Annotated in this window: 11 protein-coding genes; 3 read left to right on the top strand and 8 right to left on the bottom strand. The window is 72.6% G+C overall.

The genetic code is table 11. From position 1 onward, the window contains the following. Window positions 1-30: 30 nt before the first annotated feature. The 5 genes from CR470_RS17010 to CR470_RS16990 are packed head-to-tail and all read right to left on the bottom strand — an operon-like array spanning window position 31 to window position 6,458. Entirely contained in the window at window positions 31-1,272 is a 1,242-nt protein-coding gene (locus CR470_RS17010) for an amidohydrolase (RefSeq protein WP_097868441.1), read from the bottom strand. Further along, window positions 1,269-2,060, bottom strand: a complete 792-nt coding sequence (locus tag CR470_RS17005) for an ABC transporter ATP-binding protein (RefSeq protein ID WP_097868440.1) — start codon at window positions 2,058-2,060, stop codon at window positions 1,269-1,271. The genes CR470_RS17010 and CR470_RS17005 overlap by 4 nt, the downstream gene beginning before the upstream one ends. Beyond that, complete coding sequence (locus tag CR470_RS17000) at window positions 2,057-3,895, bottom strand: dipeptide/oligopeptide/nickel ABC transporter permease/ATP-binding protein (RefSeq protein ID WP_097868439.1); 1,839 nt, start codon at window positions 3,893-3,895, stop codon at window positions 2,057-2,059. The genes CR470_RS17005 and CR470_RS17000 overlap by 4 nt, the downstream gene beginning before the upstream one ends. Then, window positions 3,895-4,890 (bottom strand): ABC transporter permease, encoded by a 996-nt coding sequence (locus CR470_RS16995; RefSeq protein ID WP_097868438.1) that lies wholly within the window; start codon window positions 4,888-4,890, stop codon window positions 3,895-3,897. The genes CR470_RS17000 and CR470_RS16995 overlap by 1 nt, the downstream gene beginning before the upstream one ends. Beyond that, window positions 4,890-6,458, bottom strand: coding sequence for an ABC transporter substrate-binding protein (locus CR470_RS16990; RefSeq protein ID WP_179892280.1), 1,569 nt, complete (start codon window positions 6,456-6,458; stop codon window positions 4,890-4,892). The genes CR470_RS16995 and CR470_RS16990 overlap by 1 nt, the downstream gene beginning before the upstream one ends. 123 nt (window positions 6,459-6,581) lie before the next feature. On the opposite strand from CR470_RS16990, the gene CR470_RS16985 reads away from it, so the two are divergent. The 3 genes from CR470_RS16985 to CR470_RS16975 all read left to right on the top strand — a co-directional run bounded on the left by CR470_RS16985 (window position 6,582) and on the right by CR470_RS16975 (window position 11,339). Next, the gene (locus CR470_RS16985) at window positions 6,582-7,646 is read left to right on the top strand and encodes an Lrp/AsnC family transcriptional regulator (RefSeq protein ID WP_097868436.1); all 1,065 of its coding nucleotides are present in this window, start codon (window positions 6,582-6,584) and stop codon (window positions 7,644-7,646) included. A 187-nt stretch (window positions 7,647-7,833) separates the two neighbouring features. Further along, on the top strand, window positions 7,834-9,285 hold the full coding sequence (locus tag CR470_RS16980) for an amidase (protein WP_097868435.1): 1,452 nt from the start codon (window positions 7,834-7,836) through the stop codon (window positions 9,283-9,285). A 125-nt stretch (window positions 9,286-9,410) separates the two neighbouring features. Continuing rightward, window positions 9,411-11,339 (top strand): acyl-CoA synthetase, encoded by a 1,929-nt coding sequence (locus tag CR470_RS16975; RefSeq protein WP_218923768.1) that lies wholly within the window; start codon window positions 9,411-9,413, stop codon window positions 11,337-11,339. A 6-nt stretch (window positions 11,340-11,345) separates the two neighbouring features. Here the strand turns inward: CR470_RS16975 and CR470_RS16970 are convergent, their stop codons facing one another. From CR470_RS16970 to CR470_RS16960, 3 genes are all read right to left on the bottom strand, one after another. Next, the gene (locus tag CR470_RS16970) at window positions 11,346-11,630 is read right to left on the bottom strand and encodes a hypothetical protein (RefSeq protein ID WP_097868434.1); all 285 of its coding nucleotides are present in this window, start codon (window positions 11,628-11,630) and stop codon (window positions 11,346-11,348) included. A gap of 417 nt (window positions 11,631-12,047) precedes the next feature. Further along, entirely contained in the window at window positions 12,048-12,662 is a 615-nt protein-coding gene (locus CR470_RS16965; protein WP_097868433.1) for a type VII secretion system-associated protein, read from the bottom strand. Then, window positions 12,655-13,154 (bottom strand): type VII secretion system-associated protein (locus CR470_RS16960; protein WP_143663819.1); only part of this gene is annotated, 500 nt, incomplete at its 5' end. The genes CR470_RS16960 and CR470_RS16965, both read right to left, overlap by 8 nt.

Raw genomic sequence — 13,154 nt, 5'->3', positions numbered from 1 at the left:
CGTGCCCTCGCTGCCCGTCGCCGGGCCGGCTCACGCCAGTCGGCTCAGCGCCGCCGACACCAGAGTCAGGACGCCGGGGACGAGCACCGACGGGTCGGGGGCGAACACGGGGCTGTGGTTTCCGGGCACATCGCCGAACTTCTCGGTCAGCTCTGTCCCGGAGGCCGCCTCCCACACCGTGGGCGGAGTCGACGTCACATACCAGAAGTCGTAGGGAACGCCCTCGGGTGCGAGGAGGGAGAAGTCCTCGCTCCCCATCGCCGGGCCGAAGTCGAACACCGTGGGTGCTCCGAACAGTTCGCGGTGCACGGTGGCGATCTCGTCGTCGAGGACGGCGTCGTTGACGGTGTTCGGGTATCCGGGCCGGACCGTGATCTCCGGCGGGGTCGGGCAGCCGGCGGTCCGGCACTCGCCCTCGACGATGCGGCGGACCGCTCCGAGGACGCGGTCCCGCACCCGCGTGTCCTGAGTGCGCAGGTTCAGGGAGAGCCGGGCCTCGGCGGGGATGATGTTGTGCTTCGTACCGGCATGGAACTGCCCCACCGTCAGGACCACCGAGTGTGCCGCCGCGACCTCGCGGGACACCACGGTCTGCAGGCGCGTGACGATGTAGGCGGCCGTCACCACCGGGTCGGTCGTCGACTCGGGGCGGGAGCCGTGACCGCCGACGCCGTGGACGACGACGTCGATGTCGTCGGAGGCCGACATGGTGAGGCCCGGGGTGTGCGGGTAGAACCCGGCGAGACCGGGCGTGACGTGCTGGCCGAGCACGACGTCGGGGAGGGGGAAGCGGGTGTGCAGCCCGTCGGCGACCATGGCCGCCGCGCCGCCGCCCGACTCCTCGGCGGGCTGTCCGAGGACGACCAGCGTGCCCGACCAGGCGCCGCGGGCCGCGGCCAGCGTGTCGGCGGCTCCGGCGAGCCACGTGACGTGCATGTCGTGGCCGCAGGCGTGCATCACCCCGTCGACGGTGGAGGCGTACTCCAGCCCGGTGGCCTCCTGGACCGGCAGTGCGTCCATGTCTCCGCGCAGCCACACGGTGGGGCCGTCACCGTTGGTGAGGACGCCGACCACCCCGGTGCGGCCGACGCCCTCCGTCACGGCGTAGCCGGCCGCACGCAGCCGCGAGGCGAGCTTCGCGGCGGTGCGGTGCTCCTGGAAGGCGAGCTCCGGGTGGCGGTGGAGGTCCTGGTAGAAGTCCTCCAGGTCAGCGGGTTTCAGACCGGTGGTGATCTCGTGGGTGAGGCGGGCGACGGCGGTCGGATCGTTCATGCCGCTTCCTCTTTCTCTTCGCAGGTCGGCACGCTCGCCAGGAGACGGCGCGTATAGGTGTGTCGCGGGGCTCGGTAGACGTCCCGCACCGGCCCCTGCTCCACCAGCTCGCCCTGGCACAGGACGGCGACCTCGTCGCTGACGTGGCGGACGACGGCCAGGTCGTGGGAGATGAAGATCATCGTCAGGGAGAGGGAACGCCGTAGTTCCTCCAGGAGGTTGAGCACCTCGGCCTGTACGGAGGCGTCCAGCGCCGAGGTGATCTCGTCGGCGATCAGGACCTCGGGTTCCACGGCGAGCGCGCGGGCCACCGCGATGCGCTGGCGCTGGCCGCCGGAGAACTCGTGCGGGTACCTGTCGGCCGCGGAGCGGTCCAGCGCGACGGTCTCCAGCCACTGTCCGACCGTCGCCGCGTGCTTCCTGGCATCGGCCCGCGCAGGGTCGACGGCCTCGGCGATGGCCTCACCGATCGTCATGCGCGGGTTGAGCGAGGCGTACGGGTCCTGGGAGACGAGCTGCACACGACGGCGCACCGCGGCGGGCGCCCCGCGCCGGAGGCCGGTGAGATCCGCTCCGTCGAGGAGGATGCGGCCCGTCCGGGCCGGGTGGACGCCGACGATCGCCTTGGCGATCGTCGACTTTCCGGAGCCCGACTCGCCGACCAGGCCGAGGGTCTGCCCGACCCTGACCCCGGTGGACACGCCGCGCAGCACGGTTCTCGCGCGACGGCCGTGACCGAAGGCGACGGTCAGCTCCTCGACGACCAGCTTGTGAGGGGACGAGGTCATGGGGCCGGTACCTCCTGGTGTACGGCGTGGCAGGCCACGGCGTCGGTCAGACGCGGCCGTTCGGTCGCGCAGACCACGTCGAGCGCCACGGGGCACCGGTCGGCGAAGGCGCAGCCCGACGGCCGGGCAGAGGGCGCCGGCGGACGGCCCGGGATCGTGGCGAGCGGTGCGCGTTCCCCGGTGTCGGCGTCCCGCAGCCGCGGGCTCGCGGCCAGCAGGGCCCGTGTGTACGGATGCCGGGCGCGGCCCGCCCGTAGGCCGGCCGCTGACAGTTCCTCGACGACACGTCCCGCGTACATCACCATGACCCGGTGGCATACCGTGCCGACGACACCGATGTCGTGGGAGATGAGGAGCACGCTCGTACCTCGCAGGCGGTTGATGTCCCTCAGGACGTCGAGGACCTCGGCCTGGACGGTCACGTCGAGGGCGGTGGTCGGTTCGTCGGCGACGATCAGCCGCGGACCGGGCAGGAGGGCGGCGGCGATCATCGCGCGCTGCCGCATGCCGCCGGACAGCTCGTGCGGATACTGCTTCATGACCCGGGCGGGTTCGTTGATCCGTACCTGCTCCAGCGCCTCGACGGCCCGCCGGTCCGCCTCCGCCCCGGAGACTCCCTGGTGCACGCGGAGTGTTTCGGTGAGCTGACCGCTCATCCGCAGCGCGGGGTTGAAGGAGGACGACGGGTCCTGGAAGACGATGCCGATCTCGGTCGCCAGACGTTTGGGGTCGGCATCGGGGGCGACCAGGTCGAGGTCGTCCAGGCGCAGTTCCGCCGCGCGGGCGGACAGCCCCTCCGGCAGGAGCCGGGCCACGCTCATCGCCGTCAACGACTTGCCGGAGCCGGACTCCCCCACCAGGCCGACGATTTCGCCGGGCATGACGTGGAAGGAGACGTCGTCGACGAGACGGGTGCCGTCCGGCAGGCAGACGGCCAGGCCGTCGACCGTCACCAGGGCGTCGCCGGGGGCCCGGTGCGAGGGCGTGGCCGTGGCGGCGGAAGGCATCGCCGCGGCTTTCGTCCTCCCTCCGCGGGGATCGAGCGCTGCGGCGAGGCCGTCACCGACGAAGCCCGCGAGGATTCCGGTGACGGTGATGGCCGCCGCCGGGCCGATCGCCTCGGCGGGGTTGGTGTAGAGCGATTCCAGGCCGGAGTTGAGCAGCGCGCCCCAGTCGTAGTCCGGTGCCTGCACGCCGACTCCCAGGAAGGAGAGACCGGACAGGGCGACGAGCACGTTCGCGAAGGCCACCGACAGCAGCACCAGCAGCGGCCCGGAGATGTTCGGCAGGAGGTGCCGGACGAGCACGCGGTAGGGCGGTACGCCCATCAGGCGCGCCTGCGTCACGAAGTCGCGCCGGGCCACGGAGGCCGCCATGTTCGCCGTGAGCCGGGCGAAGGCGGGGGCGCCGCCCAGGCCGATGGCGAGGACGGAGGCGGTGGGCCCGGTCCCGAGGACCGTGGCGATCACCAGCGCCAGGATGAGCGCGGGGTAGGAGATCATCACGTCGATCAGGCGCAGGCCCACTTCGCGGACGCGCCTGCCCGAGACCCATACGCCGGTGCCGAGCAGGATGCCGGTGGCCGCGGCGATCGCGGTCGCGGCGAGGGTCATCAGCAAGGTGAGGCGGGTGGCGTACAGGGTCCGGGCCAGCACGTCGCGGCCGAGGGCGTCGGTGCCGAGCCAGTGTTCGGCACTCACGTGGGCGCGGGCGGCGCCGCTCAGCGCGGTCGCCTCGTCCTCCAGGAGGAGGGGGGCGGCGATACCGAGGAGCGTGATCAGTCCGAGGCCGGTGAGGGCTACGACCAGGGGTGTGTTCCACCGTACGCGTCGCATCAGTGGCCTCCCTTTCCGGCCAGGGTGCGGGGGTCGAGCAGGGCGAGGACGACGTCGACGAGCAGGTTGAGCAGGGCGGCGAGCAGCCCCAGGACCAGGACGCAGCCCTGGATGACGGGGTAGTCGCGGACGAGGAGCGCCTCGACGACGCGTTGACCGATGCCGGGCCACGCGAAGACGGACTCGACGACGACCGTGCCGCCGAGCAGCCCGGCGAGGATCAGCCCGCCGAGGGTCAGCGTGGCGGTCAGGAGATTGGGCAGGGCGTGACGGGCGTACAGGCGCAGGGGAGGCAGGCGGCGGCCCCGCGCGGTGCGCATGTAGTCCTGGGCGAGGACGTGCCTGGCCTCGCTGCGCACGATGCGGGCCATGACGCAGGTGGCCGGCAGCACCAGGGCGGCGACCGGGAGCACCATCGAGGAGAGGGTCTCGGCGCCCGCCGCCGGGAGCCAGCCCAGCTTGATGGCGAAGCCGAGGACGAGGAGGGTGCCGATGATGTACTCGGGTGTGGCGCCGACCGTTCCGGTGACAAAGGTGAACGAACCGTCCGTGCGGCGGCTGCCGCGTGCCGCGGCGGCGAGCCCGATCGGCACGGCGAGCACCAGCACCACCAGGACGGAGAGGAGCGCGATCTGCGCGGTGAACGGCAGGCGGCCGCCGATGATCTCGGCGACGGGCTCCTTCGTCTGGAAGGAGGCGCCCATGTCTCCGCGGAGCAGCCCGCCCGCGTAGGTGCCGAACCGGGTGAGCAGCGGCTGGTCCAGGCCGAGGTCGTGTCGGACCCGCTCCACGTCGGCGGGCATGGCGTCGGCTCCGGCGACCACCCGCGCCGGGTCGCCGGGAATGAGCTGCACCATCAGGAACGTGCCGGTGACGAGCGTCACCGCGACGGCGGTGAGCCCGGCGAGACGCCGGACGACGAAGGTGCCCCAGGGGCCCAGCGACGTCGGGCGCCCGGCCCTGGCGGTCGGCGTGCCGGCCGATGTCGCCGCCATCAGCCGGTGATCCGGAGTGCGGAGAGGGCCAGGGCCCCGCCCGGCGTCGCGAGGGAGACGCTCTTGCGGGCGACGTAGTGCACATCGACCGTGGCGAGCGGGATCACGTCGTTGGCCTCGAGCAGCGCCTTCTGGGCCTTCTGCCAGGCGGCGCACTTGGCATGGCGGTCCGTGGTGGAGGTGGCGGCGACGTAGCTCTTCGCGTACGCCGCGTTGTTCACCGCACCGTAGTTGAGGCCGCCCTTGGCCGGTTCGGGACCCAGGAAGTAGGTGCCGCCGCGCGCGAGGGCCCCGCTGATGAGCGGGAAGACGGTGGCGTCCCAGTCGCCCTGGTTGGCGGTGACGTCGGTGGCCCAGGTGGCGTTGTCGGCGTTGGTGAGCTTCACCTCGGCGCCGGTGGCGCGCAGGGCCTCGGCGATGTAGGAGTTGCCCGCGCCGCCGGCCACCGCGTTGGACCCCTCCAGCTTGATCGGGACGCCCTTCAGGACCTGTTTCGCCGCAGCGGTGTCGGTCCCGGTCAGCAGGGAGCCGTCGGTGGAGACGCACGCCGCCTTCTCGTCCACGTAGGAGGTCAGCTTCTGTCCGGCGCCGCCGAAGACGTTGTTGTACGCGTCCGCGCTGACCGCCTGCGCGACCGCCTTGCGGACCTTCGGGTCGGCGCCCGGGCGTCCGGGGCGCTGGTTGAATCCGATGTAATTGCGGATGAACGGCGCGGACATGACCGTGAACGCGTCGTTGTCCGTGAACCGTGTGGCGTCCGTGCCGGTGATGGGAGCCAGGTCGAGGGCGCCGGTCTGCAGCTGGTTGGCGAGAGTCGACTCGTTCTTCGAGATCTGGATGCGCAGACGGTCGGCCGGTTTCCCCGCGGGCGTCGACGCGAACCGCGGGAAGGCCTCGAAGCCCTCGCGCAGCCGCAGCTCGTACGAGGCTCCGCGCCGCGCCGTCGCCATCTCGTAGGGGCCGGAGGCCGCGCCCTTGACGGCCCCCCGAGCGAGCGCGGGGGCGCCCGCGTCGAGGCCCGTGCCGCAGATGATCCCGGCGGCGGTGCCGGACAGGCCGGCGAGGACCTCACCCCACGGAGCGGCGGTGGCGACGGTGACGGTGCCGGCCGCGTCGTCGCCGGTGATCGTGGTCCTCTCTCCGGCGTTCGCGGCGCCGAAGGTGAGCAGGGCGCCGGCCGAGGTCGCCCGGTAGCGCTTCAGGGAGGCGACGACCTGCGAGGCCGTGAGCGCCGATCCGTCGGAGCAGGTCAGCCCCTTCTTCAGGGTCAGAGTGGTCCTCGTCGGCGTGGACGTCCAGGTATCCGCGAGGCCGGGGACGAATGTGCCGCCGTCGTCCTGACCGATCAGCGGCTGGTACAGCAGAGCGGTGATCAGATAGTCGGTCGCACCCGCGCCCTTCGCCGGGTCGAACGAGGTGACGTCGGAGGTGACACCGATCTTGACGGTGCCCCCGCTCCCGTCGCCGCCCGAGGAAGGACCACCGGCCGGGCCGGTGGTGCAGGCGGAGGCCAGAAGGGACGTGGTGGCGGCCATGACGGCGCCGGAGAGGAACCGCGAACGGGGCATGGAGGACTCTCCAGGGCTGAGGACTGAGAGCGGGGCGGTGCTGCGGTGTGCTGCGGCATACAGAACAGGCCACTTCCCGCCCGGCCCCGCAATTGCAAGAATCCGCAGCGGGAAGGTGATCACATGCATGGTTCCGCAGCGCCCGTCACCCTGAAGACGAGCGACACCCCGTCCCGGGGAACACTCGATGAACTCGATCTCGCGCTTGTCAACGCCCTGCAGATGGCGCCCCGCGCCCCCTGGGCACAGCTGGCCCGTCCGCTCGGCGTGGATGCGGCGACGCTCTCCCGGCGCTGGGCACGGCTGCGGGACTCCGGTGAGGCATGGGTCACCTGTTACGCGGCGCCCTCCCAAGTCTCCTACGGCGCCCTCGCCCTGATCGAGGTGTCATGCCTGCCGCAGGCCCGGGAAGCTCTGGCCGGGCAGCTCGCCCGGCACGCGCAGGCCATGAGCGTGGAGCTGGTGGCGGGATCGTGCGACCTGCTCCTGACCGTGGCCACGGCGACCATGCCGCTGATGAGCGGGTACGTTCTCGCCCTCGGCCGTATCGGGGCGGTGACCTCCACCCGCACCCACCTGGTGCAGCGCGTGCACCGGGACGCGAGCGAGTGGCGCATGGACTCGCTCTCCCGGGACCAGAGGCGCGACCTGACGGAGAGTGAGGACGGCGGCTCCCCCACCGCCGCGGCCACCCTCACGCCGGAGGACCGCGTCCTGCTGCTCGCCCTCGCCGAGGACGGCCGGCGCTCGGTCGCCTCGATCGCCGCCGAGCTGGGCCGCCCGGAGTCGACGGTGCGACGGCTGCTGCACTCACTCCTGCACGGCGGCCGAGCGGTGCTGCGCTGCGACGCCGCCCACCGGTACGCGGGCTGGCGCAGCTCGGCGACGCTCTGGATGTCCGTGCCACCCGCCCAGCTCATGGCCGCGGGCGACGAGTTGAGCCGCCTGCGGAGCACGCGGATGGCGGCGTCGGTGTCCGCCGAGGCGAACCTGCTGAGCGTCGTGTGGCTGCACGCCCTGGACGACCTCGCCCACTACGAGGTCCAGGCCGCCACCAGGATCGCCTCCCTGCGAGTGCTCAACCGGGCCGTGAACCTGCGTTGGATCAAGCGCATGGGCCGGCTGCTCGGTGACGACGGCCGCAGCACAGGATGTGTCCCCATCGACCCGTGGCACCCGGTCACCTGAAACACGCCCCTGCCCGCGTCGCCCGTCCGTCCGCATCACCGCGCCCCGAGTCCGCTGCGTTTTCCGGCACACCGGCGCCGGTCCTGGCGGATCCATGCAATCCGCGGCCCGGGTGGGGGTGGCCCCTGAGGCTGGCACCACCGCCGACCGACCGGCCTACCTCACCCTCCTCACGGGAAGGACGCCCATGTCCCGTCACACGCCCGCCGACGCCGGCCTCGTCCACCTCGGCGCCACCGAGGCTCTTCAGCTCTTCGCCCGCCGCGAGGTGTCACCCGTCGAGCTGATGCGGGCCGTCGTCGAGCGTGCGGAGAAGGTCGAGCCGCGGATCAACGCCTTCACCGAGCGGCTCTTCGACGAGGCGCTGGAGCAGGCCCGGCACTCAGAGGACCGCTACCTCGGCAAGAACGGGCTGACGCCCCGACCGCTGGAGGGAATCCCGGTGGCGGCCAAGGAGAAGCACGCCATCCAGGGCCGCACCCTCTCCGAAGGCTCTCTCGCCCACGAGGGCCGCGTCGCCACCGAGAACGCTCCCGTGATCGACCGCGTCCTCGACGCGGGCGGCATCATCCACGCCCGCACCGCGACCCCTGAGTTCTCCCTCAGCACCTTCACCCACTCCCGTATGTGGGGCATCACCCGCAACCCCTGGAACCTCGACTTCACCCCCGGTGGCTCCTCCGGCGGCGCGGGCGCCTCCCTCGCGGCCGGCACGGCCCTGCTCGCCTCGGCCTCCGACATCGGCGGCTCCACCCGCGTCCCGGCCGCCTTCACCGGAACCGTCGGCTTCAAAGCCCCCTACGGGCGCAACCCCGGCCTCGGCGTGCTCACGGCCGACCACTACCGCGGCGACGGTCCCATGGCCCGTACCGTGGACGACGTCATCGCCTTCCAGAACGTCCTGGCCGGCCCCGACCCCCGGGACCACGCCTCGCTCCGCCCCAAGCTGACCCTGCCCACCTCGTACGAGGACGTGGCCGGAACACGTATCGCCCTGTGTGTGCGGCTCGGCGAGTACGACGTCCATCCGGAGATCGAGGCCCACACCCGCGCCGCCGCCCAGGCGCTCGCCGACGCCGGCGCGCACGTGGAGGAGCTTGCCCTCCCCTGGACCCGGCTCGACCTGCTGACCGCGGTCGCCGGCCACTTCTCGGCCATCTTCGGCGCCCTCGTCGTCGAGGCCGCCGCATCGCATCGCGAGCTGCTCAGCCCGTACACGGTCGCCTTCGCCGACACCATGGCCCATGCCCGCGGCCGGGTGAGCTACCTCGATTCCCTCCGCGCCGAGCACCGGGTGCAACGAGGGCTCGCCACCGCCATGGACGGATTCGACGCACTGGTCTGCCCCACCACCGCCGTCCCCGGCTGGCACGCGGGCGACGACCTCGACGGCGACAAGGTCGTGGTGCACGGCGAGGAAGTGGCCGACACCCTGTGGAGCGCCATGACCCTGCCTTTCAACATCAACAACCGCTGCCCGGTCCTCAACGTCCCTTCCGGGATGTCGAGCTGGGGAATCCCCACCGGCCTCCAGATCGTCGGTCACCCCTACGACGACCCCGCCGTCTTCCGCGTCGGCAAGGCCCTGGAGGCCCTCCGTCCCTGGTCGTACGCACAGATCGACGACAGCCTGTCGTGACCGCGGCGGTGGCGCGGGGCCGACCGCACCGGCCGTTCCCGTCGCCGAGGCAGCTCGGTCGGCCGAGGTCACCGCCGGCGCCCCGGCCGCCACGCCCATCAGCCCACCGTAGAAAGGCAGCTGCTGTGAACGCCCCTCAACCCGATGACCTGCTCTGGCCGGTGTACGACCAGCCGGGCGCCCTGACGACGATCGAGTCCGTCGCGCTGGCGGACCGCGGCCTGCCCGGTTCCACGTACGACGTCCTGGCGCGCGCCGCCGCTTTGTGGCCCGACCGGCCGGCTCTCACCATGCTGCCCAGCGCGGAGCAGTGGACGCGCGGCGCGACCATGTCCTTCGGGCAACTGCGCGATCACGTGCACCGCATCGCCAACCTCTTCCACCGGCACGGCGTCCGCCGTACCAGCGCCGTGGGCCTGCTCACCCCCAACGCCGGCCTGCTGCCCGCCGCCCTGCTGGCCGCCCAGCTCGCGGGCTGCGCGGCACCGGTCAACCCGGCGCTCGCCGCCGAGCACGCCGAACGACTGCTGGGTCTGGGCGGGGCAGGGGTCCTGGTCGCGGCCGGACCCGAACTCGACGCCGACGCGTGGCGGACGGCCCGCAGCGCGGCGGCATCGCTCCGCTGCTCAGCGCTGTTCGCCCTGCGCCCCGTCGGCGCACCCGATCCCGTGCCCGCTCTGGAACAGATCGAGGGGGTCCACGTCGCCTACCTGCACATCGCGGCCGCCGCGCAGCCGGCGGAGCTCCTTCCCGGCATGGTGCCTCCGAAAGCCGGCGACCTGGCCGCGTACTTCCATACCGGCGGCACCACCGGCGCCCCCAAGCTGGCAGCGCACACCCACGCCAACGAGGTGACCGACGCCTGGATGATCGCGGCCAACAGCGTGCTGGACTCCGACTCCGTACTCTTCGCCGGGCTGCCGCTGTTCCATGTCAACGCCCTGGTCGTCACCCTGCTGGCACCGCTGTTGCGCGGTCAGCACACGGTGTGGACCGGCCCCCTCGGCTACCGCGAACCGGCGCTGTTCACAGCCATCTGGAAGATCGTCGAGCGTTTCCGGATCGCCACCATGTCCGCGGTCCCGACCGTCTACGCCCGCCTCGCCCAGGTGCGGCTCGATGCGGACATCACCTCGCTGCGCTTCGCGATCGTCGGCGCGTCCCCGCTGCCGCCCGCGGCACGTGCGGCGTTCGAGCGTCACACCGGCGTTTCCCTCTGCCAGGGGTACGGGCTCACCGAGGCCACCTGCGGCAGCGCTCGAAGCTTCCTGCACGAACACCGGCGCCCGGAGGCAGCGGGCCAGCGCATGCCCTATCAGCAGGTGAAGACGGTACGGATCGACGGCGACGGCCGCTGGCACGACCTGCCGCAGGGGGAGCCCGGCATTCTGGCCATCAGTGGCCCCACCGTCTTCCCCGGCTATGTCGTCGGCCACGACGACGACGGACCTCGGCTGGACACCCTCGGCAGTGTGCGTGACGGCTGGCTCAACACCGGCGACCTCGCGCGCGTGGATCCCGACGGATTCATCCACCTGCTCGGCCGCGCGAAGGATCTGATCATCCGCGGCGGCCACAACATCGACCCCGCCGTCATCGAGGACGTCCTCCTCGCCCACCCGGCCGTCACCGGCGCAAGCGCCGTCGGACGCCCCGACCCGCATGCCGGCGAGGTCCCCGTCGCCTACGTCACGCTCAGCCCCGGCTCGACCGGCATCGGTCCCGACGAGCTGATCGCCTTCGCCGCACAGCACGTGCCCGAGCGTGCCGCGGCCCCGAAGGACGTCATCGTTCTGTCGGCCCTGCCTCTGACGGACATCGGTAAACCCTCCAAGGTCCCTCTGCGCCTCGATGCCACGCGGCGCGCGATCTCCACGGCCCTGGCAGCCCTCGACTTCGCCGTCGCCGACGACCAGATCCGATGTGAACTCGCGGACGGCCGCCCGATGGTCTTCCTGCCTCCCCTCACGGATCCCGGCCGGCGCCGCCGGATCACCGCCCGACTCGCCCCGTACGACGTGAACTGGGCGTTCGCCCACCCCGGCGGTTCGTGAGCGCGGTCAGCGGCGCCGTCCGCCGCCGGGCAGTCCTGCGGGAATGGCGTACACGCTGGAGCCGCCCCTGCCGGCAGCCGGCTTCTCCCATCCCTGTGCCGGGGCCGGGGGCACCATGCGCAACAGTCCGCGTACGGTGGGGCGTTCGGCGGGAACGTCAACCGGCTCGCCGGACAGCGGGCACGGCTCCGCGTCCGGCAGTGAATGCCGGGCGAGGCCGCCCTTGTGGGTGATACGAACCCAGGCGCCGCAGGCGCACTCGTAGCTGTTCTCCAGGTCCTCGCCGGACACGACGATCTCGCCGGAGCTCGGGCAGGATTCGGCGCTTCCTGGGAGGGGGTGTTCGCGGAGACGCCCCGAGCGCAGGCTCGCTTTCGTCTGAGCACCGCACCCCGGGCAGGCGTACGTCTTCGTTGGTGCGGAGCCACGCTGAGGCATCGCGTTCCCTTCGCTGGGCCGCCCCTTCCCTGGCAGACCAACAGGCCCTGCGCCGGGGGTTTGTTGTGTTCTCCCCCGAGCGGGAGCGCGGTACACGCCGGCGTCGCCCGACCGTGGACCGCCAGGCTCTGCTCGCACTCCGGTGATGGTCGTCGTGGCGGTGGAGCCGCCCGGCAGCGCGGGATGTGCGGCACAGGCCACCGCGGGGGCGGAGTGTCGGCGGTGCGCATGCAGGGGGAGGTCCTGCGGCTCGTGCGGGGCTCCGGCCGTCTACCGGTCGGGGTCGGCGAATTCCTCGGCGGCTTCCGCCAGCACGTCCGCGAGCCCTTCCGTGGCCAGCACCATGCTGACCGGGGCCGAGCTGTTGAGGCACAGGCTGTGTCCCACGGGCAGGCGGGCGAGGAGATCCGTGACCGGCAGCCGGACGTACCCCAGTCTGCCGATGCCCTGGAGGTAACGCGGCGACGTGTAGACGGGGACCACCGCCGTGCCGTCGGGCGCCGACGCGCTCACCGGCTCGCCGGCCGCGGTGACCGGTACCGCGACCTCGGCCCGGGCCAGCGCCGCGGTGACGTCCTTCGCGGGACCGTATCCGGTGGTGGCGAGCTGGACGGCGCGGTCCACCTCGTCGGCGGGCTCGGGCCACCCCATCGCCTCCGGCGACGGCCGGTAGTCCTCGTTGTCCTCCCACGCGACGATCACGCCCGCGGAGTCCGAACGCCACTGGCCGACCACGGCCCATTCCGGCGGCGGTCCCTCGCCCCGCCAGGCGGGATCCGGCAGGTAGAACCAGTGGTCGGGCGCCAGGCTGGCCGCCTGGACGAACTCCTCGGGGGGCGGGGGGTCCAGGGGGGAGACGGACGGCTCGGTGCCGGACTCACTCATCGTGTCCTCGTTCGCTTCGGGTGCCTGATTCCGTGCTAGGGCGGCCGGCGGGCCGCGTCGGGACTGCCTGCGTCCGCTCGCCCGTCGTCTCCTCCCACCACGTCCGGATCTCGTCCGCGCGGACGAGCAGGGCGGCCGGGGCGGACGCGCTGAGGAACAGCACGTCCCGGCCGGGCGGCAGCCGGTGGAGGAGTTCGGGAAGCGTCATCATCACATGTGCGGGCAGACGGTCCGCCGGCACCTGCGGCGGCATCGGGAAGACCGGCAGCGCGTGGGTTCCGCCGGGGGCCGGCGTCCAGGCGGGCTGCCCGTCCTCGGCCGTGCACACGGCCACGGTTCCCGCCTCCGCGAGCGCCTCGGCGACGTCCGTGTCCGGACCGTATCCGGTGGCGGCCAGGTGGAGAGCGGCGTCGGCGTCGCTGACGGGCGGGGCCCAGCCGAGCGCGGCGGGCGACGGCCGGTAGTCCGGATTGGACTGCCACGCGACGATCC

This window comes from Streptomyces sp. rh34, assembly GCF_002551245.1.
Lineage (GTDB): Bacteria > Actinomycetota > Actinomycetes > Streptomycetales > Streptomycetaceae > Streptomyces.
The sequence above is the reverse complement of the archived record's forward strand: the minus strand, read 5'-3'. Positions and strand labels throughout refer to the sequence as shown.